Consider the following 25,052-nt stretch of genomic DNA (forward strand, 5'->3'; position numbering starts at 1 on the left):
ATTATTTGCTGAAAGCTTAATTTTAAACCACTCATAGTGGTCAATATATTAAGTATTTGTGGGAAAATTACTGTAAATTAACTGTCGTTCGACCCACTCGGTCGTGACCCAGCCAAATATATTAGAAACACTGTATCATATGGAATTAAATCTAAAGAAACAGGCTCACCTTATTCGCACCAAGTGTTTTATCGGTATCCTCTGCATTGTATTTTTTTCCATCTCAGTTTTTGCGCAAAATAGGAAAGACACGACAACTTTCATAAATACGCTCGATCTAAAAACCGGGAAAATTGATACTGTTTTATCGACGAGTCAACACTTCGAAGCACCTAATTGGCATCCCGACAATTATCTGATATTAAATAGTAAGGGTAAGATTTATACCCTTGATTTAGTCTCAAAAAAGCTCAACATCATCAATACTGGCTTTGCTACGGCAAACAACAATGATCATGGGATTTCACCCGATAAAAAATGGCTGGCACTGAGCCATAACGATAAAAGTGATACTTCTTCCAAATCTTACAAATCAGCTATCTACGTTATTCCAATTTCAGGTGGAAAACCAAGAAGGTTGACTGCTGAAGTTCCTTCCTTCTGGCATGGATGGAGCCCTGATGGAAAAACCTTAGCTTATTGTGGAGAACGCAATGGTAATTTTGACGTTTATACAATTTCAATCGAAGGAGGGGCCGAAAAGAGATTAACCAACACGGTGGGATTGGATGACGGCCCTGATTATTCGGCAGATGGTAAATATATCTATTTCAATTCTTACCGCACCGGGAATATGCAGATCTGGAGGATGCTGGCTGATGGAACAATGCCTGAACAATTGACTTTTGACAAAAATTCAAATTGGTTTCCTCATCCCTCTCCCGATAACAAGTCGGTCATCTACCTTGCTTATACATCCGATCAAAAGCAAGAGCATTTGTTTGGCAAAGATGTGAAATTGCGGCTGATGGATCCCCTGACTAAAACCATAAAGGACCTCACCCCCGTTTTTTGTGGCGGTCAAGGCACGTTAAATGTTCCATCATGGAGTCCTGATAGTCAAAAAATTGCTTTTGTGAGCTACCTGATCAAGTAATAAATCTATAGAAATTTAATTGCTTACATCATCATTTTTAATTCCCCGCTTATTTTTCTTAATTGATTCACGAAGTCTACCAAAATTATAATTCAGGCTTATCCGGTAAGACCTGGAATAAAGTCTGTCGATACTGATTTGCTCGAATCCTGGTCCGGTGAGATTCACCGTGCTACTTCGGAATTTGTTGAATGGATTACTGATTGTAGAAGAAAATGTTAATTTATCTTTCACCAGTTCTTTGCTGAGGCCTAAAGATGAGCTGGTATAAGCATTAGTTTCCCTTTGGAGGCTAAAGCTTTTGCTTCTGATGTTTAAATTTGCATTGGCTCTCCAACCCTGACCAAAGTTATAACCCGGCGACAACGAAAGCGAATACATTAAGCCATCCGTGCTGATTGGAAGTCCCTTACTGATTCCTACTACCCTCGCTAGTGCAGCTTTTGCATTCACATTTAAACTTAAAAACTTTGTCGCAGGATAGCTAATACTCAAGCTTGTACCGAGCATGCTTGCCTTACCAGTATTCTCGTAGGCAATTCTTGTGATGTTATTCTCCTGATCATATGCAGCAACCTGGTTAATCAGCGCATTAAATGAAGTGTAATCAAGGCTTATTAACAAAGGCTGCTCCCTGGATGCTATAAACCAGTTGCAGCGCATTGGCTGTAACGGGGCGAAGATTCGGGTTGCCGCTGATCTGCACATTGGGATTAGAGCGGTCAACAAAAGGATTCAATTGGTAAATTCCCGGTCTTTGGATACGCTGTGTATAACCCAGGTTCAAGCTGCCTTTATTTTCAAACTTTTTACTGTTTAAGCCAAATCCACTTGCTTTATTTTCGGGGGATTTTCTAAAAACACTTTTTTAGCAATTAAAAGGTCATAGGATGATTGTAAGCGCACCCAAAATCTGGCAGTACCACCGAAGACAGTTTCAATTCTCAAAGCCATGTTAGGCGTAATTGCTGCCTTGCCATTCAAAATATTGCTCAGGGTTGAACGTGTAACAGCTAAGAGTTCCGCAGCCTTGGCAATAGTTAATCCACGCCCTTCTACAATCTCAATCCTTAATATTTCCCCAGGATGTTGTAATTCCATTTCTCTTTTCATTAGTGCGTATCTAAGTAGTCTAAATCAAAAGCATTTTTATTTTCGAACCTAAATATTACCCGATAATTACCTGTTATATCCAAACTCCAAAAGCCATGCATATTTCCTTTAAGAGGATGTGGTCTCCATGACACCAAACGGGCAAGATCTTCAGGCACTTCTTCTAAATCATCTATAATTTGCAAAGCCAGACGTATTTTTTTTAACTCATTAGGTGGCAACTTACTGCCATCCCCTTTTTCCCATAATAACCGCAAAGGCTTGCTTTTAATCGTCTTAATCATAGATGGGGCGTATAGTGTAAATATACACCATACGGTGTATATTTACAAATGTTGACACAGGCATTTTGAGATTATGTATGTAGACGATACTTCTAATACATATTTGATTCGTAAATTGCATCATATAAATGTAAATGGAACGAACGAGATGAAAAAGGGCGAGAATCATATTTTAAACACCGAGGCTGATTTTATCACCTATGCATCAGAAAGTGAACGCCTACGCAAGGATGTATTTCGGTCGGATATGGATAAGCTTCAGTTTTTCACTAAAATGCCTCGCAGAAATGCCCTTTTAGAAAAGGCTAAAATTAGCCATAAATAAAATATGGATGCATTAGACGAAGCCTTACTTCGATCTACCAGGGTATATTTATTTACAAATCATTTATCTCTGCCTCTACAAAGAGGCATTCTCTTAAAAAAAAATTTGCTTGGTCAAAGTCATAATATTTCATCTTTAAAATGATTAACTGATGTCTTCGCGGCAATAAGGATCCCCATTTTGAGAAATTTATTGTTGCAGGATTTGACACAAGAAGGTTTTCTAGGGCTAAGTCTATTTGATCTTTTGAGGCTGAAAGATTCTTAAGAATTGTTTTTACCTCTGCTGGGCTTGCCTTAAAGATAAAACTGCTTTCATGCTCATTGTATTCCGATTCTACTCCCGCAAGGCTGAGCCAAAACTGTATACTCCTGTTGACCAAAGTTCCATGAAAGGAATAAAAAATGGTTTCTGCATGTTTGGCCATCAGTGGTCGCTGGATGGAAATATTTTGTACTTGGTAACATTTGAAATCAAGTCGCAGTAACCTGAGAGCTTCGGTAGCTTCTTCATTGAGCTCCTCAAAAACTAATGTTCCTGAGATGATCTCGAGCATTTTCTCGCGGATCCTATGGTGGACCTCTCCTCCTGTTCCAAAGAAGATAGGTCTCTTCCCGTCCTTGGCAGGGATGACAAACATCTTTTTGGCCTTATAGTCGATTTCTACGATCTTCCAGATTCTCGCTGCCAGAAGTATATTTTCATCAGGCTGCAAGGTTGATATTAGGGGAAGTTCCCCAACGGTTTTGTCATGATGGATAATCTTGAAACTTGGATCCGATTTGAATACGCTGTAAAAGTCCTTTGTATTTACCGTCCTTTCACCCTCTATGCCGATGATCAGCTGTCCTCCAATAAGCTCTAGTTGTTCCCTTTGAATCAGTTCGCTTACAATCTCTTCTATTTCGTTTTCTGTAATATGGTTAAAGGCAAAGTTTATCCTAATATGGTCGCTCAATTGTGAAAATGTTCTCCCATTGAATTGTTTTATGATGGAGAGGATCTGGTGCAGCAGGATGTCGTATGGCTTTTCAGATGAGAGTACTGGTTCTATAAACTCTTCCCTGAAGAGCAATAGGCAGGCCAGTGACTGTGCCAGGTTCCACCGATCGGTGGCATAAAACACAAGACTGCTTTTTTCCTCATCGCGTCTACCACTTCTACCAACTCTCTGGATCAGCGATGAGATGGAATGTGCCGCATCAATTTGTACGACCTTTTCCACCGAGCCAATATCAATGCCAAGCTCAAGGGTTGAAGTACAGGATATGGTGAATGGATAACGCTTATTATTCTTTGCAAAGTGCTCGATATATTCCCTTAGTTCACGATCGATTGAGGAATGGTGCGAGAAATAGTAAGAGTGTCCCTTGACACGGTTGGATATCTTTTTGAGCTTCACAGCCACTTCTTCCGCTCGGCCGCGGCTATTGGGAAAGATTAGTACTTTAGAGTCCTTTACCTCTAAGTAAAGGTTTTTCATAAGATTAATGGGCAGGTCTACGCCTTCCATTTTGTAATATCTAAAAGACACCTCCATTTCTTTTGGGGATTTATCCCGTATCAACGTGGTACCATCGGCATTGCCGGTAAGCTTCTTTGCTTCTAATATGGCTCCAATAGTTGCTGATAAGCCGATCACCCTGAAAGTGCCTTTGTTGAGCTGACTTAATCTAGAGATGAGCGATGCCAACTGCATACCTCGATCAGTGCCTATAAAGGAATGGATCTCGTCGATGACCAGAAATTGGAGATTGATGAAAAGCTTTGCTGCATTCTGTGGAGCATTGACCAACATAGCCTCTATGGATTCTGGGGTTATGAGTACAACGCCCTCCGGATTCATCAATAATTTTTTTTTTGCCGAGCGCATTGCTTCTCCATGCCATTTAGTGACCGGAAGATCTAGATATTCACAGAGTTCCTCTACTCTATTGAACTGATCATTGATCAACGCAATGAGGGGGGAGATATAGAGTATTTTGACCCCCTGCAGATGGAAATCGATTTTGGAAAGCATGGGCAGAAACGCCGCCTCTGTCTTTCCAGAAGCCGTCCTTGACGATAGTATGATGTTCTTTTCCGATTCCATGATATGCCTGATAGCATGTTTCTGGATGGATCTCAGGCTTTCCCAACCTTTGTCACGGATGTACCTGCGGATGGGTTCAGATAGCAGCTCGATCATAGTTCCTCTATATCATCTAAACTCATTTCCACTGGACGTTCATCTCGAACCTGAATACCGCCGAAGAGCTTCTTTTTGTCCATATCTGGATTTTGTCTAAGGATGCTCATGATGTTCAAAAAGTCCCTAATTACCTCTCTTGGTGTCAGAAACTCTGAAGCTCCAGGTTTATTGAAAAGCTCTTCCATAAATTGGTGAATTTCGTGTTCCTCTATGGTAATCTTAGTACTAAAATTAAACTCAAATATTTCCTTTAGGTTTTTCAACAGTACAAAGATCTCATTGTGGTCCAAGGGCAACAAACGTATCACTGGTTGGGCAAAGTCTCTGATGGTTGCTGTTTCGAACTTGTTGATCTCTAGCCTTGATTTCAAGGCATGATAACTGAAGAGTCCGCGTCGCTCATTTTCAAGCACTTCATTGGTTCCTGCAAGGTTGAAGAACAGATTATTCACCTTACCTTGGAAGCAGTCATTGTAGATCGTAAGAATTTTTTCGTAGTTTTTTTCTCTCATAGTCGAGGTTGAGATTTTGTAGAGATTAATCGCCTCATCCAGATTGATCATAAAACCACTATAGCCCATGCTTACAAAGAGCTTGCAGAAGTTCTTGAGCATATCATAATAATTTAGGTCATTGATCACGTCCCTAACATCAAGATCTGCACGGGCTTCCGTCTTGGTTCGATATTCGCCCTTGAGCCATTTTAGGGCATTTCTTCTCAACTTATCGTCGCCGGTAACGTAGCCCCTATAATATTTTAAGATCACAAACCCAAAGTCAAATCCGCCCACCTCGGTAATGGTGTTGATCATCTTCATGATCTTTTGCTCTACCTTTGGCAAATGCTCTTCACTTCTTATATCCATCAAACTGATGTTTTGCTCGGCGGATACTTCCGTCAGCATCTGCTCGATCCATTTCTCCAGTAGGATAGGGAGAGCACCGCCTTCAGGCATGGTCTGTATGGCAACATTGTCCATGATTGCAGTATATAGTGCCACTCCTTTTCCATCGTTTGAATAAAGGCGGTTGTCCGGTGTAAAATCAGCATTAGCTACTACAAATTTTTGTTTCAGCGCAACCGTATTGAGCAGATGTAACATAAATGATTTACCGGATCCAAAGTCGCCAATCCAGAACTTGAACATGCTATGTCCGTTCTTAACATCGCTTAAGGCCTGTAAAAATGCATCTACCTCTGCTGATCTACCTACGGTAATATGTTGGAGGCCAATCTTGGGAACTACCCCACCAGTAAGGGAGTTGATAATGGCCGTAGCTTCCTTAGGTTTCAATCCAGTAATCATATATTCTTTATTTGAGCGTAATAGTCTTCATTTATATTGTAACTGTCGTCGTTGCGTTCAATGAGCAGGTCATCAATCAAATCGTAACAGTTTTCATTCAAGCTGTTGATCAACACATTTTGCATAGAACCGGTAGATTGGCAGTAATCGGCGATCTGGACCTTATCTAAAGAAAGTGCATGTTCACTGAACAGGTCAAGCAGACCCGATTCGATTTGGCTCAAATCGATCTTGTAGTTATTATTGTTTTCAGGATTTATTTGTTCCACAATTGTATCCACGATTAATGGTGTTGCGGTTACTTCTGGAGCGACAATTTCTTGTATGAGATCCTCATAGGACAGAAATTCTCCTAATAGACCAACCGTCCCTGAAAACTCGATTTGTACCTTTTTTATAGCTTTTTCATCAAGCTTGATCCTTTTTCGGAGAGGCTCGTAAAATCCCTTGATTTCCAGTAACGCCTCTTCTATGCTGACCTCGGTTTTGATCAATTTGATCAACGTGTGAAGAAATCGGGTATGTGATTTCGGTTCCTTAAAGAGCTTCTTGGACATCGTCTTTGACATTTCCTTAAGTACGAGCTTCCGCTCCGAGATATTTTGTGCAGTATACCTAAGATAATATTCCAGGCTCGTTTGGCTATCCAGGTTTACGAGGAACTTGGAGAGTTCAAGGTAAATGTTCTCTAATGAGGCATTGCTATTATTTAGTTCAATAATGTGTTCTGCGTACTGTAAGAATTTTTTCCGTCCTTTCTCTTGGAAGCACTCTTCCTCCAAAAGTAGCACCGATTTCCAACGTGTATGGTGCAGAGTGTAGAGTGCTCTTTCCGTCTCTTCATTCAGTGGGGCAATTTCAATCAATAGCTCTGGAAGGGATTCTTCAATATGGATCATAATATGTTCCTTGATCGCCTCATTGACCATTACATGCGTGAATTGACGCTCAAAACCGGAAAGTTTTTTGAAATGATAGTGTGTGCGTAATAGCTGTTCACAGTACTTCAAGATATATCCGCAAATAGAACCTGAGCCATGCTTAAGTTGGTAGTTATAGTTTGAGCTGTTACGATGGTAGCGGTACTCTTTTCTTGCAATAAGGTCGAGTACAATATTGAATTCCTTATCCTTTTCGAGTCCCTTACTTTGATATGCCTTGTCTAACGACTTAATTGAACGTATGTAGAGCTTCACCAACTCTGTTGCACAAAAAGCATTACTGACAAATGTGTTTGAGGGTAAATATATTTTTTCGAGAATCTGAAGGTCTTCTTTGCTGAGATTGAGCTTGTCCCTGTATTGATTTCGCCAATCCCATGACATAGATGTGCTCTCTTCAGACATTCTGCTTTCAAGCCTAGTAATTCCGAGGGTATATGCAGCCTCACGCATCTTTCCCAATAGAAACTTTCTTGCATAGCCTCTAGTCCTAGGGTAGGCGGCAGAAAGGCGATCAATCCGTTTTTCAAGTATTGTCAAATCACCATGTTTTTCATAATCTTCCAAAAGATCAAAAAGTAATACAAAATAATAATTACTGTTACCAACGGTGTCAATGCAGCTACCCTCATAAAATGCGTCCTTAAATTTTTTATAAAAATCCTTTTGCTTTTGGGAAGCATGATCTAGGTCAGATGTAGAATAAATATACCGGTGTGGCCAGCTAGGGACTACTAAGTTCGGATCGAATGATAATTTCTCAAGGTCTATAGGCTCATCTTCCTCATCAATATCAATTACCTCATCAATGTTTTTAACGGCCAAACACTCATTTTCTTCCAAGCTAATATTTTGTATTTCCATTGTTTCTTCCTCATCATAATGTGCCGACTCCACACTATTTGTTGTTTTCCGTATTTTGCTTTCGATTAAATTATTTCTCACATTGACTAAATCTGGGAAGTGAATCTCGCTCTGTCGTTGTTTCAAAAAGTCACTCATCTGTTTTCCCCCGTTGATGTCAGTCGAGTCAAAACTATTATCTTTCAAAATTTCGAGGTGTAATTTATTATAGGGAAAGCGAAGAACATCAGCTACTTTAATAGTGGCGATTTCATGTCCATCAGCAATATCATATGCTTTATTTTCAGCATCAGCTCTTGCGGAGATTGCATCAATAAGCCATGCCATAATTACTCCAATTTCGCCGCCTACAGACTTTTCTTTTAACTCATTTTCTGAACACTGAATAGTGCCTGAAAAAGATTTTTCTTGAGTTTGGGGAGCATTTTGCACTAAATAAGATAAATTCTTAGTTATAGTACTCAGTTTAGTGTCTGCTTCGGTTTCAACCGAAGAAATGGATGTATAAGCCGTGAATGTTGTTTCAATAGATAATGGGATCTTATTGATTACATTTTCAAGCGTCCTAAAACTTTCGTTTTCGACGCTGGCCTCGACTGCAACAGATTTGGCTACCAGGAGATCCACAACTGAATCTCTGTTAATATACTGATCTTTTTGTTCGAACAATCGGCGGTCACGTTGGTTAAGGCAGCGGCTCGAATCACTATACACCGCTAAGTAATTCATGTAAAATTTCTTCGTTTTCTTCCTCGCGTTTGGCGTTGTCAGAAAAACTATTAATAAACCGATGATTAAAAGAAAAAAACCAATCATGATGAGCGTTTGGTAAAGGTCATTGCGTTTTAGTTGAATAGCTAATTAGAGCAAAAACACAGCGTTTAAAAAAACAATGCACAAACCTGAACTTGTTGGCCATTTAGTAGGGGTTGAGAGGTTGAAAATGTCGGCGTAGCTAATAGATCTAAAGATACATAAGTATTCTTGAGATCTACAAATAGCTTAGCATACAATTTCGTCTTAGGTAAGAGCTTTGTTTACAACGTAACCTCGTTTTTTAAGACGTCTGCAGTTATTCTCGCTTGATTAACAGATTTACGCAAAGAGAAATCTTCGTGTTAATCATGAGACCGGAAAAAATTCAGGTATGCCCTATCGAATGGGATAACTCCACATTAATGATTCGCAGCACTCCAAACTTCCCAAAAATCACCCGTTTAAAATGACGGGATACCTTTGCAACAGTCTACCTCCATATGATGATATTAAATACTTATAGTTTCAATTATATCGCTTTAGAAAAGCCTCCTTAAATACGTAACACGAAAACATTTATTTTTGCCAGTTATCAATAGTCATATCATCAATCAAATGTTGTTTTAGTTTTTGATTGGGAGTAAATGATGGAATATTTATAATTCCCATAATTTTATACTATATTTAATTGAGTTAACGGCTTCAATATGAAAGTATTTAAAATCTTTATTTTATTTTCTGCTGGCTTGTTTGCATTTGTAATCAACAGCAAGGCGCAATCCAAATTGAGCGTCACGCAAGAACCTCAAACTAACAAGGAAAACATTCCGGCGTTAAAAATGGACACCGGAAGTTGTTCAAATGACTTTGTAATAAAACCAAGATATGGAGCACATCGTGGTGCACCTGTAAAGATCCCTAATGGCTATAAGCCGTCAGATGACACTGTATTTAATATGCCGATTGCTAAAATCAACCCATTTAAACAAGTGATATTACCTACCATCACCATCAAGAAGGTTCCCAATACCCCCTAATATACTACCCTCTTCTTTTCTGTTGACTGTTCCATAGGCTAATATCCTGGAGGCCAGCCTGCTGATCGGCAAGGTTTGAATCCAGACTTTTCCTGGCCCTTGCAAAGTGGCAAAAAACAAACCCTCGCCGCCGAAGATGGTATTTTTGATTCCGCCGACAAATTGTATATCGTAATCTACCGTCTGTGTAAAAGCGACAATACAACCGGTATCAACTTTAAGAATTTGACCCGGCTGGAGCTCTTTCTCGGTTACATGTCCGCCGGCATGAACAAACGCCATCCCGTCGCCTTCGAGCTTCTGCATGATAAATCCTTCCCCACCGAATAAACCCGTACCTAATTTTCTTTGAAACTCAATGCTGATGCTTACGCCTTTTGCGGCGCATAGGAAGGAATCCTTTTGACAGATGATTTTTCCTGCGTGGCGTGATAGATCTAAGGCAATTATTTTACCAGGATAGGGAGAAGCAAAACTTACCTTCTTTTTACCATAGGCGATATTAGTGAAAGCGGTCATGAATAAACTCTCGCCGGTAAGCAGGCGTTTACCCGCGCTAAAAAGCTTGCCCATAAAGCCAGATTGCTGCTGACTGCCGTCGCCAAATATGGTTTGCATCTGTATGCCGTCCTCCATCATCATAAAGGCACCTGACTCCGCTACGGCCGTTTCCTGTGGATCGAGTTCAATCTCTACATATTGCATTTCTTCGCCATGAATACAATAGTCGATTTCGTGGTTGCTGATCATATCTCTAAGTTTTATTTTTTGATGATTAAAATCCCTTAATGTTACAAAACTTAAGGGTGAAAATAAGATGATAACATCATAAATGGTTACGTCATGCGGAATTCAGTTCAGCATCTAATTTAAAACGCTTCTGACGCTTAGGATTTTGGAATTATAGATCCCGGAACGGAGTCCGGGATGACGAAAAATTAATAAAAAAATGAAAATACTACTTTTGGAAAGACCAGGCTACAAAGCGACTGACTTTCTGTCCCTGGGCCATTTCTACAGTTTTGACCTTTAGGGCACCTGCCCTTCTCAGGAAATGATTGACGGCTTCAAGGTTAGCGCTTTTAGAAACGAGCGTGGTAAACCATTTCACCTGATCCGCAATTTCGATACTTTCCTGGATCATGGTTTCAATTAAGCCTACTTCTCCACCCTTACACCAAAGTTCAACTTGTTGTCCGCCAAAATTGAGTACCTTCTTTTGCTTACCGAGGTTATGCAATTTCCTTTGCGAACCTGCAGCTGCTTCTTCGGCTGAAGCATGAAAAGGAGGATTACACATCGTGATATCGAATTTTTCCCCTGGCTTTACAACGCCGAGGAACACCCTTGCCGCATCATTTTGTAAGCGGATGCTCACCGCATCCTTTAGATTAGCGTTAGCTGATACAATGTTCTTTGCTGATTCCACCGCTCTTTTGTCCACGTCTGATCCTACGAAAGTCCAGCCATATTCCTGATGGCCAATGATAGGGTACACACAATTGGCCCCAACACCAATGTCGAGCACTTTAACGGATTTCCCTGTAGGTATGTTTCCATCTTGGTCAGCAGCCAAAAGATCAGCCAGGTAATGGATATAATCTGCCCGGCCTGGAATTGGCGGGCACAAGTAATTTTCGGGAATGTCCCAATACTCGATGGCATAATGTTGCTTTAATAAAGCTTTATTGAGCATTTTAACCGCAGCAGGGTTAGCAAAATCTATGGATTCATCGCCGTACGGATTCATGACCACAAAATCTCTCAATGCTGGGAGTGTTTTTACCAATTGCGCAAAATCATACCTGGAACGGTGTTTATTCCTGGGATGTAAAAGTTTCTTCAGTTCTTTTGCGGATGTATCCATGGATTGTGTCTTTGGTGTTGCTATCTTTACAAGACAAAAGTAGGTGTTAAAAATGTGTTTTAAGGTAAAATTATAGGATATGTCCAGATTTACAAAAAGTTTCGGCTTTGCCTTAAATGGTATTTTATATGCCTTTAAAACACAGGTTAATTTTAAAGTTCATAGCGCTTTAATCGTAATGGTTAGCCTTGCCGGCTGGTATTTCGAATTGAACGGTTCAGAATGGTTGTGGCTTTTGGCCGCTATCGCCATGGTTTTAATTTCAGAATTATTCAATACCGCGATTGAAGTATTGGTGGATCTTGTTTCGCCGGCCCACAATGAAAAAGCAGGAATAGTAAAGGATACTGCAGCCGCAGCAGTGCTGGTTGCTGCCATCATTGCAGTAGTCATTGGCTTGATTATTTTTCTTCCAAAAATATTGTAATGTTACATAAGACCCGGGGCATCGTTTTAAAAACCACATTATACAGCGAAAGCAGTGTAATTGTGCAGGTATTTACGGAGAAATTCGGAATACAATCCTACCTGATCAACGGGGTTAAGAAACCGAAGGCCAAAATCAGGATGAACATGCTGCAACCCTTGCACCTCTTGGATATGGTGGTTTACCACAAAATAAATATCGGCATCCAACGGGTTTCCGATTTAAGGCCCTCCCCTGTTTTCAGAAGCATCCCTTACGACATTGTGAAGAGCGCTATCGTGATGTTCCTCGATGAGGTATTGTATAAAAGCATCCGCCAACAGCATACGGATGAAAACCTGTTCAGTTTTATTTTTAATGCGATTTCCTGGTTTGACGCTATTGAAACTGCAGATGCAAGTTTTCATCTCGCATTTTTGTTAAAGCTCAGCCGCTTTCTTGGTTTTGCGCCGAGTATGGAAAGTAAAAGTGATCAGAATTTCTTTGATTTACAGGAGGGAGAATTTAAATCAAGACCACCTATACATCCTCATTACATCAATAAAGACGATGCTGTATTATTTATTTTATTGTATACTACGCCTTTTGAAAAATTAAATGAAATAAAATTTAGCAACAGCACCAGAAGGAACCTTTTAGATAAGATATTGATTTTCTACACCTTACATACGGCTTCTTTTGGAGAAATTCATTCTCATCATATTTTAGAAGATGTATTGTCGTAATTTTCAATAAAAGTTTTGGAGTTTTGACTTAGAGATGTATATTTGCACTCCCCGAACAGGGAAATAGCTGCCAACTATTAGTACTAAATGGCAAGAACCTTAGGGAGATTAGCTCAGCTGGTTCAGAGCACCTGCCTTACAAGCAGGGGGTCACTGGTTCGAACCCAGTATCTCCCACCAAAGCCTTCAGGATTGAAGGATTTCAATAAACTCAATAGTTTGCCAGCTATTGTTTCAGTAAAACGGCAAGAACCTTGGGGAGATTAGCTCAGCTGGTTCAGAGCACCTGCCTTACAAGCAGGGGGTCACTGGTTCGAACCCAGTATCTCCCACCATCAAAAAAGCCTTTCAGTGATACTGAGAGGCTTTTTTGATTTTCAGGATTTTTAACAAGACAATTGTTTCAGCCATTTATTTATTTCCAAGTCCCGCTTTCTACGGCCTTATTCACATAAGATGTAAAATCATTGGGTTTTCTACCTAAAGCCCGCTCCACACCATACGTTAACCTGGAACTTCGTCCATCCATCACCTCGGTAAACAAATATGTTAACAGGGATACATATTCTTCCGGCACCTCAAAGGATTTGAGCAAAACCGTATAATCAGCTATGGAAACGGATCGAAACTGGATTTCTCTACCTGTTGCCTGAGCAATCTCATTAACCGCTTGCTGAAAAGTCATTAATCGTGGTCCGGTGACTTCGTACAACTGTTTTGAATGCAAATCGTTGGTTAAAGCAGCAACAGCTACCTCCGCAATGTCTTCTGCATCAATGAAGGGTTCTGTTACCTCCCCCACTGGCAAGACAACCATTCCGGCAAGAATTGGATCCAGCAGATAACTCTCACTGAAATTCTGGAAGAACCAGCTCGCTCGAACGATGGTCCAATCTCCAGCTAAATCCATCACAATTTGTTCGCAGCGCTCCGCCTCGGGTTCGCCTCTTCCAGACAATAAAACAATTTTTTTAACACCACATTCCCCTGCAAGGCGAGTAAACCGGTCGATAATAGTTACAGCGCCATCAACGGCAAGATCTGGCTGGAAGGACAAGTAAACAGAATCAATATCCTTCAGGACAGGCGCCCAGGATTGGTCATTATTCCATTCAAAGGGGATCTCCGCCGTACGCGATCCGATCCGCAAGGGCCAGTCCATTTTTGTTAACCGCTCAACTACCCTGCTTCCTGTCTTACCGGTGCCGCCCAACACTAAGATCTTTCCTTTTTCGTTTTCTTGAAGTTTCATAATTTAAATTTTCAACAAAATTGCTGATCACAAAACTTTTAAAATAGAACAAAACCGACAGGCAGCTTAGATTTTTAATAGTGGAAACACCTGACTGAAGTTGTTGGATGAATCTTGAAATTTAAAAGGCGATAAACCTGCAAACTCTTTAAAACTCCGGATATAATGGGATTGATCAGCATATCCATAGTTGTAAGCAACATCGCTGAGCTTTTTATAGGTTTTATGTTTTAATTGATTTAAGGATGCCTGGAACCTGCAAATCCTTAAAAAGTTAATTGGTGAGAGCCCTATCTGTTGTTTAAATCTGCGTTCAAGGGTTCTTTGACTCACCTGCAGGTTACTTTCCAGTGATTTCAAAGTAACAGTACCCTTCGACCGGATCATTGTTTCTATTACATAAGCTATTTGCTGATCAATTGCAGCGGCATTTTGTTGAATCTGGCTTTCCAAAAAGGACAATAGCAAAGTGATTTGGGCTTGAACAGAATTATTGTGAACAAGCTGTTCATATAGAAAATCACCATCCTCACCAACAAAGTCGTCAAGGTCCATACAAGTATCGGTAAGCTCGAATGCGTCGATCCCAAAGATGGATTTTAAAGCGTTAGGACGAAAGCAAACACCAATGGTAATGGATTCTGAGAACGATACTTCCGCATACTTCGTGGCTTGGCCGTACACAAAGAAGCTGGATGCTAGTTTTCCATTCTGGTAAAAAGAACGCCTGTCTGATTTTTGAAAAATCAATCCCGGGCAACCATCCGCTATGATCTTGAAATTTTGAGTATGGGTGCTGCCTTGCCAGGTCCAGATGTACCTGATGTAAGCTTTCAAATGCTCGGGTGGTGCAATTTGAAGGTAATTCATCATGATTAAACTTGTCTGCCAATAAGCTGCAAAGTCTTTTCGTCTCTAGCCCCCTTAAAAAACTTTTCAAGGATCAATTGAAAGACTGGATGAGTGTTTGTAAGAGAAGAAAATAAAGTCATGGAGGATTGGAGTTTCAAATCATCAGGACTTCCAAATATGTCATTTGCGTCATCGTTGTCAACCTTAAGCAACTCATTGCTGATTTCAATCAGCCTTTTTCCTACGACAGGATGCTGCAAATAGTCTTCAGCTTCTTTTAAATCTTTTATACTGTAGCGCCTGGAGGTCTCACTAAGGCCCAAACCTTCTATTTGAGGAAAGATAAACCACATCCAATGACTTCGTTTCTTACCGATTTTTATTTCTGCCAAGGCCACCTGGTATTCAGTTTCTTGTGCATCTACAAATCTATTAAGGGAATTCTCTAAAGACATATGATTGGTTTTTAACTATTTTGTAGGAGCATTTTAGCTTTTTTTGTTTCAACCTGAGTATCACAAATGGGCTGTAAAATTTGTTCTAATTTACGAAAATCTGCTATTACTTAAAATGACATGTTTTATAGTTCTATCTGACCCATATATTCCGTTCTATTTGGTTCATTTTAAAAACCAGCCTGTTGGCACAGCTATTTTATTTCAAACCGGAAAAATCGCTGGTGTACATGGAGTGGGAAAAGGGATATATGAGCAATTCGGTTTCAAAGAACAGTTTATAATCAGAAACTATGTGCTGAATAATAAAGGATCTTGACAAAGTAATTTAATTAGCTGATTATAAAGGAAATACAGTTATTTTTCTAACTTATCACTCATTTTATCTGCTAAGCTAATCAATTATACCGTCAAAGCTTCATTACAAAAATGGATAAGCAGTCATTAAAGGAGCTGAAAAGAATGAATTGACTTTAAAGTAATTTTAGAAAGGTCAAAAAATGAAAAAGCTAATTCAGTTGGGACTCTTGATATTTCTTGTCAATTTTGCAACCGGTTGTCAGGGACAAACCAACAACAACGGCCTGCAACCTCCGCAAAGCGATCAAAGCCAGCGCATCGGCAGCGACTGTGATGGCTTCGCTTTTTACCATCAGGCCTTCACCTTATCCAAATGGTGATATTCCTGCACATATTCACGCCTTGATCAAAGAACCAGACCTGGAAACGAGTATTACATTGACGAATTTGTGTTTGACCATGATCCCCTACTGACTGCATCGAAACGTACGGGGCTTGAAAATCGTGGCGGCAGTGGCGTACTAAAAATCAAGAATTCAGGCAATTTACAAATTGCTGAACACGATATTATTTTAGGGTTCAACATCCCAAGCTACCCAAACACAAGTCGAAAATAAAAAAACCAGCCGCTAATCGCTTACTTCTTCCCTGGTTTACTAAACTGATTAAACTCCGTGTTAACCTGCTCATCCGAAAGATGGCTGCCAGAATTGATCAACACTTTATATTTAAAAACCACTGACTGCCCTGCTTTCAATTTATAGTCCAGAACTTCTTTGCCTTTGCTAAATTCTTTCTGACCAAGTGGGTTTGCTGCAAACAAGCCATACCCACGGGCGTGCCAGTAGGCCGGGTAGCCAACATTCTCTGGGTTGTCAATAATCACAAGCGACACCAGTTCATCTCCAATTTTCCCATTTAAATTCACCCATTTGCTACGCGTCCCCCAAACATTATCTCCTTCAATACCCTCATGATTCCTATATTTACCTGTAACACCATCATTGCTCATTTTCGCTACTCCGGTAGCTATCCCGTTGGCATCGGTAAATAGCTCAGGTTTATTGGATGGATGCTCCAGCTCCCTCGCTACACGAATAGCGATCAATCCCTCTTTATTATCTTTAAAATCGATATCCTCCTTTAAAACCGTCAATTTAGTAAGGAGTTCAATGCTGCGTAGCCCTCCTTTAGTCGTGAAAATATACTTACTATCTTGTTTGATAAGGTTGGTACCATCGGGCTTCTGCCAATGCATGGTTACCTCTAATTCTGCCCGGTCATCATTGGCACTCATTCTTTTTACCGCCACATGTTTGATGGTTCCGTATTTACTTTTCTGATCAGCAGCAATTGCAGTGGAATTATTCCAGAAATCAAGTCCATTAACATCTCCGTAGTTAAACCACATTCCCACATGATGCGGATGATCAATGCGCTCACCAGGACGGGCATCCATAGGCCAGCCACGGGTTACCAATGATCCTTTTGTGGTACGCAACGGATACAATACAGGTTTCATCAATTCATCCGGGTAGATATAAGAAGTAAAGGGCTTACCATCCACCAGGATATCAACTCTTTTCTGTGCTTTATTTTCAGTGATCGTAAAGCGTTTTTCTTTTTTAAAGCTACTTAGCATCAGTACGATAATTAGCATAAAAAAGGCTGTAAACAGGGCGAAACCTGCATTTTTTAACGCAGATAAGGAAGAGGAAAAAGTTGAAATACGCATAGGATTCAGGTCTATCTGGTTAGAAACGATTTGAAAGGCTTTGGTTAACCTTTGAAAGATAACGACAAAAAACCTTCAAATAAAATAAATCTTACTTCTATTGGCAGGAGGAATTGAAATTTAATCGCATAAAAAAATGCCGGTCATTTTTAATACAATGATCCGGCATTTTGCAATAACTCAAGAATACCTACTTGTCTGCCACAACCTTAACTGTTTTAGATTGTTTGTGCTGGCGACCAAACATATCTACAGCTTTTACTTCTATGGTATGCGAACCTACATCCAGCTTAGGAAGGTTGATCCTCCACAAATGGGTAGAGTTTACCGGATCAGAAGGACGTCTGCCCTCCTGCAAAGTAGTAGCACCGTCAAACTGATAGAGATTGGAGGTGTAATGAGGATCAATTTCTGGCGTATATTTCATCGGTTTCCAGTCGCCATCATTTACACGATATTCTACCTTATCGTCTTTTGTACCAATAAAGAAATTAGCATAAATGGGATGGCGCTGAACGTATTTTTTTGAAACGATATCGGTCCCAAACAACCTGATCTGATAAGAAGGAACTTCACCTGCTACTTTATAATCAAATTCATACTGATTACCTTTGACTTTCAAGAACGCATAACCTTTAGGTGTTCCATCTCTCATGGTTGAGCTAGGTACGCCCTGCTTGTTGAAAGCTCCCGAATACCAGTCGCCTGAGGTTGTTCCCACATTATACTCATGATGTGGTTTCTCTTGTTTCCAGCCATCAGCCTTATGGTAGAAATTATGTGTTTGGTAGTGTGTATGGGCGGATAAAGAAAGTGTATTGGGGTAGGCAGCTAACAGATCAAAAAGACGCTGACGGTCTTCGCCACGAAATACATTTGAATTTTCGTGTTGTAAGGGAATGTGGAAAGCCAACACGATCAGTCTATCCTTAGGAACAAACTTCAGGTCATTTTCCACAAAATCAAGCTGTTCTTTCCTAAATCCACCTAAATAACCTTTTCCCGTACGTGGATTAGGGTAAATAATATCATCGAGCACGATAAAATGTGCATTTCCATAATTAAAAGAATAATTGTTGGGTCCGAATGCAGCTTCAAATCCTTCGTCGGAAAGTGAATCTGCTTTTACATCATAGTTCATATCATGGTTACCCATCACATTGAACCAAGGTAAGTTTAGTTCAGAAATGGTGTTGATATAGGGCTGGTGCAAGGTGAGGTCATCACCTACAAGATCACCCAAACTGATACCGAATACCGGCCCTTTCGCTTGTTTGGCTTCAGAAACAATACCGTTTTTAAAGTAGTCCATTTCTTCCAGGTTATAAGCCTGAGGGTCACCAAATATAAAAGCAGTAAATTCAGTTTCAGCTTTTCCCGTTAAGAGGGGGAAATCAATTTGTTTAGGTAATTGACCCGTAGCAACCACACCGGCGTACTTGCCTTTTGGAGAGCCGTCTGGCTTATGAATGTAATAAAATAACGGCTGCTTTTTTTCATTTAGCGGAAGTTCATAACCTGCAGGTTTACTTACAGATATGATATTATCTTTTCCCACAGGCAATTGGTATTTCCCTTTTTTATCTGTTTGTACCACCTGAACGCCATTACTGACAGCAATGCCCGCTATCCCCTTTTCATTTCTATCAAGTTTGTTGTTATTGTTGCGATCATGATAAACCGTTCCTTTTGCATATTCCTGGGCACTGACAAGATGCGCAGTTGTTAAAAGGCTAATTAATAATAGAATTTTTTTCATTGAATATAATATGATTTTAGAGGTGATGAAGCGATCGTAATGATGTTTTTTTCAGAATCTATTTCTTGCAAAGTTACTTTGATCAGGTTAAGAACAAATTAGGTCAAAAAAACCAAATTGTTAACAAATGATGAGGTAATAAAGGGAAATCGGCTATTATAAAACTTATTGTTACCTTTGTCCAGAAATCTAAAATTTCAACAACCTCGGGGTGCCATACTGTAAGGCTGAGAACAAACCCGTAGAACCTTGACCGGATAATGCCAGTTAGGAAAGGTAAGTACTGGTTAATCCACCTTACCTTATTTTTTATGCTGCTGATAGAAACAGCGGCTGATGATAATGTAAGAAAATATGGAAATAAAAAATTGGTACTTCATGTTTACAGAACAGCTCGTTCATACCGGCCTCATCGAGTGGCTTGCTGTTGGTTTTGGAGTCGTTCAAGTGCTTTTAGCAAAACGAAATAACATCCTGCTTTACCCAACGGGCATTATCGCTATCCTGCTATCCATGTACATGATGTTCAATGTACGCCTTTACGCAGAAACTTTATTGAGCATTTATTACCTGGTGATGAGTGTTTATGGCTGGCTTGCCTGGCGTAAGCGCGGCACCCTGAAAATAGTTGACATCAGCTGGTGCAGTAACAAAGAACTTAAAATTGCGATCCTTATTTCTACAGGAGGATTTTTATTACTGTACCTATTCCTGAAAAACTTTACGGACTCTGATGTGCCTGTCTGGGATGCATTTATCTCTTCTACTGCATGGGCAGGGATGTGGCTTCTGGCTAAACGTAAAATAGAAAACTGGATATTCCTTAACATTTCAAATTTCTTCGCCATCCCCTTATTGATCCAAAAAAAGCTGCCCATGTTCGCCGTGTTAACAACCGTTCTTTTTATAGTTGCCATTTTTGGTTTCCTGGAATGGAAACGCAAGCTTGGAGTGGCTTCTTTAACGTTAAAAACAAAATTATCACATGGGCAATAGTTTAAGCAAGACCTCCTTACAAATCATTAGCGATTATGCAGGACGATCTGAAGAAATGGGAGAACTGCATCCTGAACTTTTAAAGCTGGCTTATGATCATCATTGGTTCAAGCTTTTTGTACCGGAAGTTTATGGTGGCCCAGGTTTGATGTTACCAGAAATACTCCGCCTGGAAGAAGCCTTATCTGCCGCGGATGGCAGCCTCGGGTGGACAGTTACCTTATGCAGTGGCGCTGGATGGTTTGCCGGATTTTTAAATCCTGAACTTGCAGAAGCGGTTTTCGCTGACCCCAAGGTGTGTTTTGCCGGCAGTGGCGCTGTTTCTGGCACAGCTATACAACATGAAAATGGTTACCTGATCAATGGAAGCTGGAACTATGCGAGCGGAGCCTTGCATGCGACCATCTTTACCGCTAATTGTGTATTAAAAAATTCAAACGGGGAAGATCTTCCTGACGACAACGGCAATCCGCAGGTTAAATCTTTTATTCTAAAAAAGGACGAAGTAACGGTTCTTTCAGGCTGGTCATACTTTGGACTGGTGGCCACAGGAAGTCATTCTTTTACAGTCGAGGACGTCATCGTCCCAGGAAACAGAACTTTTGAAATCAACAAACACATCAAGGTTAAAACACCTGGCTTCGACTATCCTTTTTTACAGCTTGCTGAAACAACTTTGGCAGTCAATAGCCTCGGCATGGCGCAGCACTTCATTAACCTGACAAAAGACTCATTTACAAGGCGTTCTGGCCAGAAGAGATACAGTGATGATCAAAAATCTTTTTTCGAGAAAGAACTCCGCCGTTGTGAAAGTGAAGTTAAATTAGTGAGAGAAGAATTTTACACTATTTTTGATCAGTCCTGGGCTCAGCTCATTGATAACGGGGTCATTACAGCGGAATTATTGTCGGCAGTTAGTGCAATAAGCCGTAAACTGGCACACTGTTCGCGCAGGGCAGCCGATGATTTGTTTCCCTACTGTGGTTTAGAAGCTGCAAAAAAGGAAACTGAAATCAACAGGGTCTGGAGAGATCTTCACACCGCCAGTCAGCATTCATTATTAACCTTTGAGTAGCCGGCATCGATTTACTTTTACAAACCTTTTTCCAAAACGCTTTAGCGGTTAAACCCAATGATATTCTTTTGAGGGATACTTTAATAATGTCTTGGCTGAGCAAGATGCATTTCTTATCTTGTTATCCTAAACCAACTGGCTGGCTGTAGGAACTTATGGAGTTCAACTTCTGACAGTAAACTTTATATAAAGCCTAAAATGACCTTCTTTCAAGAATTAAATAACGAAAACCTAACCGGAGTTGCCTACAAAAATATTAACATTAAAAAATCAGTCCTATCTTTTTTCGCCAACACCGGCAATTCCACCATTGCCGACTTGTGTAAACAGCTTACTTTAAGTGCACCTAAGGTAAATAGTATATTAAACGACCTGATTACAGATGGATTAGTTAAAGATTATGGGAAATTTGATTCTACCGGGGGTCGAAAGCCAAGTATATATGGCCTGGTTCCTGAATCTGCTTTTTTTTTAGGGGTAGACGTTAAAACCAATCATTTAAATATTGGAATCTCTGATCTGCAAAAGAACATCATTCAATACACCGAACGGCAACCCTACGAGCTTAACAATACACAAGAGTCATTAGATGAGTTGTGCTCCTTAATTTCTAATTTTATTAACAGTCTTCCTGTCCCAAAAGATAAGATCTTGGGGATTGGAATAAATTTAACGGGCCGCATCAATAACGCCACCGGACATAGTTATAATTTCTTCCATTTTAGTGAAGAACCTCTCAGTAAAATACTGGAAGCTTCACTCGGTATAAAGGTCTTTTTAGAAAATGATTCAAGAGCAATGGCCTTTGGAGAATTTTCTTCTGGTGTGGTCAATGATGAAAAGGATGTGTTATTCTTGAACCTCGACTATGGCTTAGGAATGGGAATTATGCTGAACGGGCAACTTTATTATGGAAAATCTGGCTTCGCAGGCGAATTCGGGCATATGCCCATCTTTAAAAATGAGATCATTTGCCATTGCGGAAAAAAAGGCTGCCTGGAAACTGAAGCATCGGGATGGGCGCTGAAAAGGATTTTTAGAGAACGGTTGCTAAAAGGGTCTGTATCCTCTATTTATAAAAAACCCGAACACATACAGCTGGAAGACATCATTCAGGCGGCAAAGAACGATGATATGCTTGCGATAGAGCTCATTTCAGAAATCGGGGAAAACTTAGGTAGAGGAATTGCTTTGCTGATCAACATCTTTAATCCAGAACTTATTGTCATTGGGGGTATCCTTTCCAATGCAGATGAATACATTCAACTGGCTATTAAAAGCGCCATTAACAAGTACTCACTAAACATAGTGAGTACGGATACAAAATTTAAAGTATCCAAACTTGGTGAACGTGCTGGTGTAGTTGGGGCATGCCTATTGGTCAGAAATCGCTTATTCACCCTTAGGGATGAATGATTAAGGCGTTCCTTCTAATAATTCTTTTAGGGCTGCAGGATAAGTTTCTCCTTCCACCGTTCCAGCGTTCTTCATAAAACTTCCATAGGTCATACTGTCACCAAAGCAGATGATCTTCCTGTTCTTTCTCAACAGCCTGTTCTTTTGTAAATAGGTATAAATGGTGTTTGCGATCAATTCATAACCTTCCTTCGTGGGATGTATGCCATCGGCAAGACCCATATTGGCTTCATTTACGGTGAGCGAACTTACCGTCCGGTTTGGGGAACCCGCAGCCTTAAATACCGCATGGAGATCGATGAAATGTGAATTATTGACTTCTGATAGTTTTTTGATGAGCTTGTTCAGGGAATCAATTTTAGCGTTTGGATCTTCACTGTACGATTTAGGATCATGCCTCAAAAACAGGTAGCCGGTATCAACAGGTGGCGGACTCATCAGGACAATGGTGATATGATTAGCGCGCAGCTTCTCCATAATTTGCCGATAATTCTGCTCCAGCTGATCGTAGGCAATCATTTTTCTGGAGTTCACCATATCGTTGGTTCCCGCCATTAAAATGACCAGATCAGGTTTTTCAGAAATAACATCCTTGTCAATGCGTGCAAGCAGGTTCTGCGTATTGTTACCTGCAATCCCTTTATTCAGTACCTTAAATTGAGCGAAGGAGGCATTGCTGATTACACTTAATGCCATGAAGACAAGCAGTGCACCATACCCTTTTTTGTTTAAAAAACTGTTCATCTATTTTCTAACTTTTTTAATATCAGCGACACTTACTGCGGTAGAATTATTTCCCCACGAACTTCTGATATAGGTAGCAATTTCAGCCACTTCTAAATCTGTCAGGAAATTAAATGCAGGCATATTTTGTTCATATTTTTTGTCTTTCACCATACCTGGAGCCGGGAGGCCGTTTAGCATGATGCTTGCTAAGTCATATTTACTCCCCAACACCTTTTTGGCGCCAAGTAACGGTGGGAAAGTTCCCTCAACGCCAATACCGTTTTCTTTATGACAGGACGCACAATATTGATTATACAGCAAGAGTCCTGCGGGCTTTTTCTTCTGCAGGGAAGCTTGTTTGTTTAAATCAGCAGCCTCCATTTTTGACGTTCTTACTTTTCTGATGCGAAGGATCCTGTCGTCAGTTTCTTTTGGAAAACCGGGCGACGGGTTCCAATCCTGATTACTTGTGGAGATGTAAATATCCCCTGAAGGCGACACACAAACATCTCTTAACCTGCCATACCTGCCCTCCAGGTAAACACGATCAGCAGAAATAGCCTGACCGTCCGCACCTAACTGCAGTACCCTCAAAGCCTTACCTTTCAAGGTAGTGAGCAGTATAGAATTCTCCCATTCGGGAATCGCTATGGACTCAAACAGGTCAATTCCGGCAGGAGCAATTGTGGGTGTCCATGATTTTACAGGCTCCGATCGGGCTTGCTTTCCGGCGATGATTTGTTCTTGCGGCTGATCATGAAAGCCCTCTATCTCCGGCCAGCCATAATTCTGCAGTGGTTTGATCAGGTTAAGTTCATCTTCCAACGCATCGCCATGCTCAGAAGTGAATATATTACCATTTCTCGCCACCGCCAATCCCTGCATATTGCGAAAACCCCAGGCATAAACAAGGCTTCCCTTAATCGGATTATCAGCAGGTACAGAGCCATCAATATTGATACGAAGAATTTTACCAAACAAGTTGGTAGAATCCTGTGCATAACCTTTTTTTTGTAAGTCGCCGGTAGCCCAAAGCAATTTCCCGTCCTTAGAAAATGCTAATCGGGAGCCATTATGACTTTGTGCCCCTTCTATTTCCAATAAAACCTTGGCATTGGTCAAGGTGTCATTTTCATAGTTATAGCGGACAAGCTTCGTAAAGATCACACTGTCTTTGCCTTTTCTGGTGGTATAATCCACAAATACAAAAGGATGGTTTTTCATATCAGGGTGCAAAGCCATCCCTAACAAGCCAGAGGTACGCTTGCGCCACACCTCCGGAATGTTCAGTAGCAGTTGTTTTTCACCAGTGCGGACATTGATTCGTGATACCGTACCACTTTGTTCCGTCATAAATATACTTTCATCAGGGCCCCAGGCAATATCCCAGGGAACGTTTAAATGTGCAGCAATCACACTCACACTTAAAATCGTTGAATCAATGGCAAAGATCTCTTCCTCTCCAAAATCTTTCTCCTGATTTTTACACCCCATTGTTTGAAGGAAAAATCCGGATAAAAGAAGTAGAAACAGGGGCTGGCTAAATTTCATGA

Annotated in this window: 25 protein-coding genes and 2 tRNA genes; 11 read left to right on the forward strand and 16 right to left on the reverse strand. The window is 40.5% G+C overall.

The window, feature by feature from the left end; genetic code table 11:
• The first annotated feature begins 139 nt into the window (after positions 1-139).
• Positions 140-1,096, forward strand: coding sequence for a TolB family protein (locus tag WG905_RS17255; RefSeq protein WP_339593001.1), 957 nt, complete (start codon positions 140-142; stop codon positions 1,094-1,096).
• Positions 1,097-1,111: 15 nt separating this feature from the next.
• Here the strand turns inward: WG905_RS17255 and WG905_RS17260 are convergent, their stop codons facing one another.
• From WG905_RS17260 to WG905_RS17275, 4 genes are read right to left on the reverse strand one after another with little or no spacing between them, the layout of a single operon-like run.
• Positions 1,112-1,720: an outer membrane beta-barrel protein gene (locus WG905_RS17260; RefSeq protein ID WP_339593002.1), complete on the reverse strand. Its 609-nt coding sequence runs from the start codon at positions 1,718-1,720 to the stop codon at positions 1,112-1,114.
• Entirely contained in the window at positions 1,704-1,883 is a 180-nt protein-coding gene (locus tag WG905_RS17265) for an outer membrane beta-barrel protein (RefSeq protein WP_339593003.1), read from the reverse strand. Before WG905_RS17265 ends, WG905_RS17260 begins: the two co-directional genes overlap by 17 nt.
• Positions 1,884-1,912: 29 nt before the next feature.
• Positions 1,913-2,209, reverse strand: coding sequence for a HigA family addiction module antitoxin (locus WG905_RS17270; protein ID WP_339593004.1), 297 nt, complete (start codon positions 2,207-2,209; stop codon positions 1,913-1,915).
• Positions 2,209-2,493 (reverse strand): type II toxin-antitoxin system RelE/ParE family toxin, encoded by a 285-nt coding sequence (locus tag WG905_RS17275; RefSeq protein ID WP_339593005.1) that lies wholly within the window; start codon positions 2,491-2,493, stop codon positions 2,209-2,211. The genes WG905_RS17270 and WG905_RS17275 overlap by 1 nt, the downstream gene beginning before the upstream one ends.
• 148 nt (positions 2,494-2,641) lie before the next feature.
• Here WG905_RS17275 and WG905_RS17280 point away from each other — a divergent pair, with 148 nt between their 5' ends.
• Positions 2,642-2,818: a hypothetical protein gene (locus WG905_RS17280; RefSeq protein WP_339593006.1), complete on the forward strand. Its 177-nt coding sequence runs from the start codon at positions 2,642-2,644 to the stop codon at positions 2,816-2,818.
• 52 nt (positions 2,819-2,870) lie between these two features.
• Here WG905_RS17280 and WG905_RS17285 read toward each other — a convergent pair whose 3' ends face one another.
• Genes WG905_RS17285 through WG905_RS17295 form a run of 3 tightly spaced genes read right to left on the reverse strand, consistent with a single transcriptional unit; the run spans position 2,871 to position 8,850 of the window.
• On the reverse strand, positions 2,871-5,006 hold the full coding sequence (locus WG905_RS17285) for a DEAD/DEAH box helicase (protein WP_339593007.1): 2,136 nt from the start codon (positions 5,004-5,006) through the stop codon (positions 2,871-2,873).
• Positions 5,003-6,316 (reverse strand): ATP-binding protein, encoded by a 1,314-nt coding sequence (locus tag WG905_RS17290; RefSeq protein WP_339593008.1) that lies wholly within the window; start codon positions 6,314-6,316, stop codon positions 5,003-5,005. Before WG905_RS17290 ends, WG905_RS17285 begins: the two co-directional genes overlap by 4 nt.
• Positions 6,313-8,850 (reverse strand): tellurite resistance TerB C-terminal domain-containing protein, encoded by a 2,538-nt coding sequence (locus tag WG905_RS17295; protein WP_339593009.1) that lies wholly within the window; start codon positions 8,848-8,850, stop codon positions 6,313-6,315. Before WG905_RS17295 ends, WG905_RS17290 begins: the two co-directional genes overlap by 4 nt.
• A 734-nt stretch (positions 8,851-9,584) precedes the next feature.
• Here WG905_RS17295 and WG905_RS17300 point away from each other — a divergent pair.
• Positions 9,585-9,914, forward strand: coding sequence for a hypothetical protein (locus WG905_RS17300; RefSeq protein ID WP_339593010.1), 330 nt, complete (start codon positions 9,585-9,587; stop codon positions 9,912-9,914).
• Here the strand turns inward: WG905_RS17300 and WG905_RS17305 are convergent.
• Together WG905_RS17305 and rlmF are read right to left on the reverse strand one after the other, a co-directional pair.
• The gene (locus WG905_RS17305; protein WP_431844526.1) at positions 9,873-10,664 is read right to left on the reverse strand and encodes a TIGR00266 family protein; all 792 of its coding nucleotides are present in this window, start codon (positions 10,662-10,664) and stop codon (positions 9,873-9,875) included. The genes WG905_RS17300 and WG905_RS17305 overlap by 42 nt on opposite strands.
• A 208-nt stretch (positions 10,665-10,872) precedes the next feature.
• Positions 10,873-11,781, reverse strand: coding sequence for a 23S rRNA (adenine(1618)-N(6))-methyltransferase RlmF (gene rlmF / locus WG905_RS17310; RefSeq protein WP_339593011.1), 909 nt, complete (start codon positions 11,779-11,781; stop codon positions 10,873-10,875).
• Positions 11,782-11,860: 79 nt separating this feature from the next.
• Here rlmF and WG905_RS17315 point away from each other — a divergent pair, with 79 nt between their 5' ends.
• The 4 genes from WG905_RS17315 to WG905_RS17330 all read left to right on the forward strand — a co-directional run bounded on the left by WG905_RS17315 (position 11,861) and on the right by WG905_RS17330 (position 13,268).
• Positions 11,861-12,208: a diacylglycerol kinase family protein gene (locus WG905_RS17315; RefSeq protein ID WP_339593012.1), complete on the forward strand. Its 348-nt coding sequence runs from the start codon at positions 11,861-11,863 to the stop codon at positions 12,206-12,208.
• Entirely contained in the window at positions 12,208-12,933 is a 726-nt protein-coding gene (gene recO, locus WG905_RS17320) for a DNA repair protein RecO (protein WP_339593013.1), read from the forward strand. Before WG905_RS17315 ends, recO begins: the two co-directional genes overlap by 1 nt.
• Before the next feature lie 102 nt (positions 12,934-13,035).
• A tRNA-Val gene (locus WG905_RS17325) sits at positions 13,036-13,113 on the forward strand.
• Between the two features lie 77 nt (positions 13,114-13,190).
• Positions 13,191-13,268, forward strand: a tRNA-Val gene (locus tag WG905_RS17330).
• Positions 13,269-13,348: 80 nt separating this feature from the next.
• On the opposite strand, the gene WG905_RS17335 is transcribed toward WG905_RS17330, so the two are convergent.
• The 3 genes from WG905_RS17335 to WG905_RS17345 form a co-directional block, all read right to left on the reverse strand.
• Positions 13,349-14,185 (reverse strand): Rossmann-fold NAD(P)-binding domain-containing protein, encoded by an 837-nt coding sequence (locus tag WG905_RS17335; RefSeq protein WP_339593014.1) that lies wholly within the window; start codon positions 14,183-14,185, stop codon positions 13,349-13,351.
• Between the two features lie 66 nt (positions 14,186-14,251).
• Positions 14,252-15,058: a DUF6597 domain-containing transcriptional factor gene (locus WG905_RS17340; protein ID WP_339593015.1), complete on the reverse strand. Its 807-nt coding sequence runs from the start codon at positions 15,056-15,058 to the stop codon at positions 14,252-14,254.
• 2 nt (positions 15,059-15,060) lie between these two features.
• Entirely contained in the window at positions 15,061-15,492 is a 432-nt protein-coding gene (locus WG905_RS17345; protein ID WP_339593016.1) for a DUF1810 domain-containing protein, read from the reverse strand.
• Between the two features lie 537 nt (positions 15,493-16,029).
• Between WG905_RS17345 and WG905_RS17350 the strand changes: the two genes are divergently transcribed.
• Positions 16,030-16,266 carry a hypothetical protein gene (locus tag WG905_RS17350; RefSeq protein ID WP_339593017.1) on the forward strand — a complete coding sequence of 79 codons (237 nt, stop codon included), beginning with the start codon at positions 16,030-16,032 and terminating at the stop codon, positions 16,264-16,266.
• Between the two features lie 163 nt (positions 16,267-16,429).
• Here WG905_RS17350 and WG905_RS17355 read toward each other — a convergent pair whose 3' ends face one another.
• Both WG905_RS17355 and WG905_RS17360 read right to left on the reverse strand, forming a co-directional pair.
• Complete coding sequence (locus WG905_RS17355; protein ID WP_339593018.1) at positions 16,430-17,527, reverse strand: DUF6807 domain-containing protein; 1,098 nt, start codon at positions 17,525-17,527, stop codon at positions 16,430-16,432.
• A 190-nt stretch (positions 17,528-17,717) separates the two neighbouring features.
• Positions 17,718-19,286, reverse strand: coding sequence for a calcineurin-like phosphoesterase C-terminal domain-containing protein (locus WG905_RS17360; protein WP_339593019.1), 1,569 nt, complete (start codon positions 19,284-19,286; stop codon positions 17,718-17,720).
• Between the two features lie 378 nt (positions 19,287-19,664).
• Here WG905_RS17360 and pnuC point away from each other — a divergent pair, with 378 nt between their 5' ends.
• The 3 genes from pnuC to WG905_RS17375 all read left to right on the forward strand — a co-directional run bounded on the left by pnuC (position 19,665) and on the right by WG905_RS17375 (position 22,773).
• Positions 19,665-20,282 carry a nicotinamide riboside transporter PnuC gene (gene pnuC, locus WG905_RS17365; protein ID WP_339593020.1) on the forward strand — a complete coding sequence of 206 codons (618 nt, stop codon included), beginning with the start codon at positions 19,665-19,667 and terminating at the stop codon, positions 20,280-20,282.
• Positions 20,272-21,357 (forward strand): acyl-CoA dehydrogenase family protein, encoded by a 1,086-nt coding sequence (locus WG905_RS17370; protein WP_339593021.1) that lies wholly within the window; start codon positions 20,272-20,274, stop codon positions 21,355-21,357. Before pnuC ends, WG905_RS17370 begins: the two co-directional genes overlap by 11 nt.
• A 198-nt stretch (positions 21,358-21,555) precedes the next feature.
• Positions 21,556-22,773 (forward strand): ROK family transcriptional regulator, encoded by a 1,218-nt coding sequence (locus tag WG905_RS17375; protein WP_339593022.1) that lies wholly within the window; start codon positions 21,556-21,558, stop codon positions 22,771-22,773.
• Here the strand turns inward: WG905_RS17375 and WG905_RS17380 are convergent, their stop codons facing one another.
• Together WG905_RS17380 and WG905_RS17385 are read right to left on the reverse strand one after the other, a co-directional pair.
• Positions 22,774-23,517, reverse strand: coding sequence for an SGNH/GDSL hydrolase family protein (locus WG905_RS17380; protein ID WP_339593023.1), 744 nt, complete (start codon positions 23,515-23,517; stop codon positions 22,774-22,776).
• Positions 23,518-25,050: a PQQ-dependent sugar dehydrogenase gene (locus WG905_RS17385; protein WP_339593024.1), complete on the reverse strand. Its 1,533-nt coding sequence runs from the start codon at positions 25,048-25,050 to the stop codon at positions 23,518-23,520. It abuts the gene before it with no gap.
• Positions 25,051-25,052: the final 2 nt, after the last annotated feature.

This window comes from Pedobacter immunditicola (assembly GCF_037482985.1).
GTDB classification, from domain to species: Bacteria; Bacteroidota; Bacteroidia; order Sphingobacteriales; family Sphingobacteriaceae; genus Pedobacter; species Pedobacter immunditicola.

Excerpts from the sequence above, each read along its gene's own strand:
- WG905_RS17255 (WP_339593001.1), top strand. The coding sequence starts at position 140 with ATGGAATTAAATCTAAAGAAACAGGCTCACCTTATTCGCACCAAGTGT.
- WG905_RS17270 (WP_339593004.1), bottom strand. The coding sequence starts at position 2,209 with ATGAAAAGAGAAATGGAATTACAACATCCTGGGGAAATATTAAGGATT.
- WG905_RS17275 (WP_339593005.1), bottom strand. The coding sequence starts at position 2,493 with ATGATTAAGACGATTAAAAGCAAGCCTTTGCGGTTATTATGGGAAAAA.
- WG905_RS17280 (WP_339593006.1), top strand. The coding sequence starts at position 2,642 with ATGAAAAAGGGCGAGAATCATATTTTAAACACCGAGGCTGATTTTATC.
- WG905_RS17285 (WP_339593007.1), bottom strand. The coding sequence starts at position 5,006 with ATGATCGAGCTGCTATCTGAACCCATCCGCAGGTACATCCGTGACAAA.
- WG905_RS17290 (WP_339593008.1), bottom strand. The coding sequence starts at position 6,316 with ATGATTACTGGATTGAAACCTAAGGAAGCTACGGCCATTATCAACTCC.
- WG905_RS17295 (WP_339593009.1), bottom strand. The coding sequence starts at position 8,850 with ATGAATTACTTAGCGGTGTATAGTGATTCGAGCCGCTGCCTTAACCAA.
- WG905_RS17300 (WP_339593010.1), top strand. The coding sequence starts at position 9,585 with ATGAAAGTATTTAAAATCTTTATTTTATTTTCTGCTGGCTTGTTTGCA.
- WG905_RS17305 (WP_431844526.1), bottom strand. The coding sequence starts at position 10,664 with ATGATCAGCAACCACGAAATCGACTATTGTATTCATGGCGAAGAAATG.
- rlmF (WP_339593011.1), bottom strand. The coding sequence starts at position 11,781 with ATGGATACATCCGCAAAAGAACTGAAGAAACTTTTACATCCCAGGAAT.
- WG905_RS17315 (WP_339593012.1), top strand. The coding sequence starts at position 11,861 with ATGTCCAGATTTACAAAAAGTTTCGGCTTTGCCTTAAATGGTATTTTA.
- recO (WP_339593013.1), top strand. The coding sequence starts at position 12,208 with ATGTTACATAAGACCCGGGGCATCGTTTTAAAAACCACATTATACAGC.
- WG905_RS17335 (WP_339593014.1), bottom strand. The coding sequence starts at position 14,185 with ATGAAACTTCAAGAAAACGAAAAAGGAAAGATCTTAGTGTTGGGCGGC.
- WG905_RS17340 (WP_339593015.1), bottom strand. The coding sequence starts at position 15,058 with ATGATGAATTACCTTCAAATTGCACCACCCGAGCATTTGAAAGCTTAC.
- WG905_RS17345 (WP_339593016.1), bottom strand. The coding sequence starts at position 15,492 with ATGTCTTTAGAGAATTCCCTTAATAGATTTGTAGATGCACAAGAAACT.
- WG905_RS17355 (WP_339593018.1), bottom strand. The coding sequence starts at position 17,527 with ATGCGTATTTCAACTTTTTCCTCTTCCTTATCTGCGTTAAAAAATGCA.
- WG905_RS17360 (WP_339593019.1), bottom strand. The coding sequence starts at position 19,286 with ATGAAAAAAATTCTATTATTAATTAGCCTTTTAACAACTGCGCATCTT.
- pnuC (WP_339593020.1), top strand. The coding sequence starts at position 19,665 with ATGTTTACAGAACAGCTCGTTCATACCGGCCTCATCGAGTGGCTTGCT.
- WG905_RS17370 (WP_339593021.1), top strand. The coding sequence starts at position 20,272 with ATGGGCAATAGTTTAAGCAAGACCTCCTTACAAATCATTAGCGATTAT.
- WG905_RS17375 (WP_339593022.1), top strand. The coding sequence starts at position 21,556 with ATGACCTTCTTTCAAGAATTAAATAACGAAAACCTAACCGGAGTTGCC.
- WG905_RS17380 (WP_339593023.1), bottom strand. The coding sequence starts at position 23,517 with ATGAACAGTTTTTTAAACAAAAAAGGGTATGGTGCACTGCTTGTCTTC.
- WG905_RS17385 (WP_339593024.1), bottom strand. The coding sequence starts at position 25,050 with ATGAAATTTAGCCAGCCCCTGTTTCTACTTCTTTTATCCGGATTTTTC.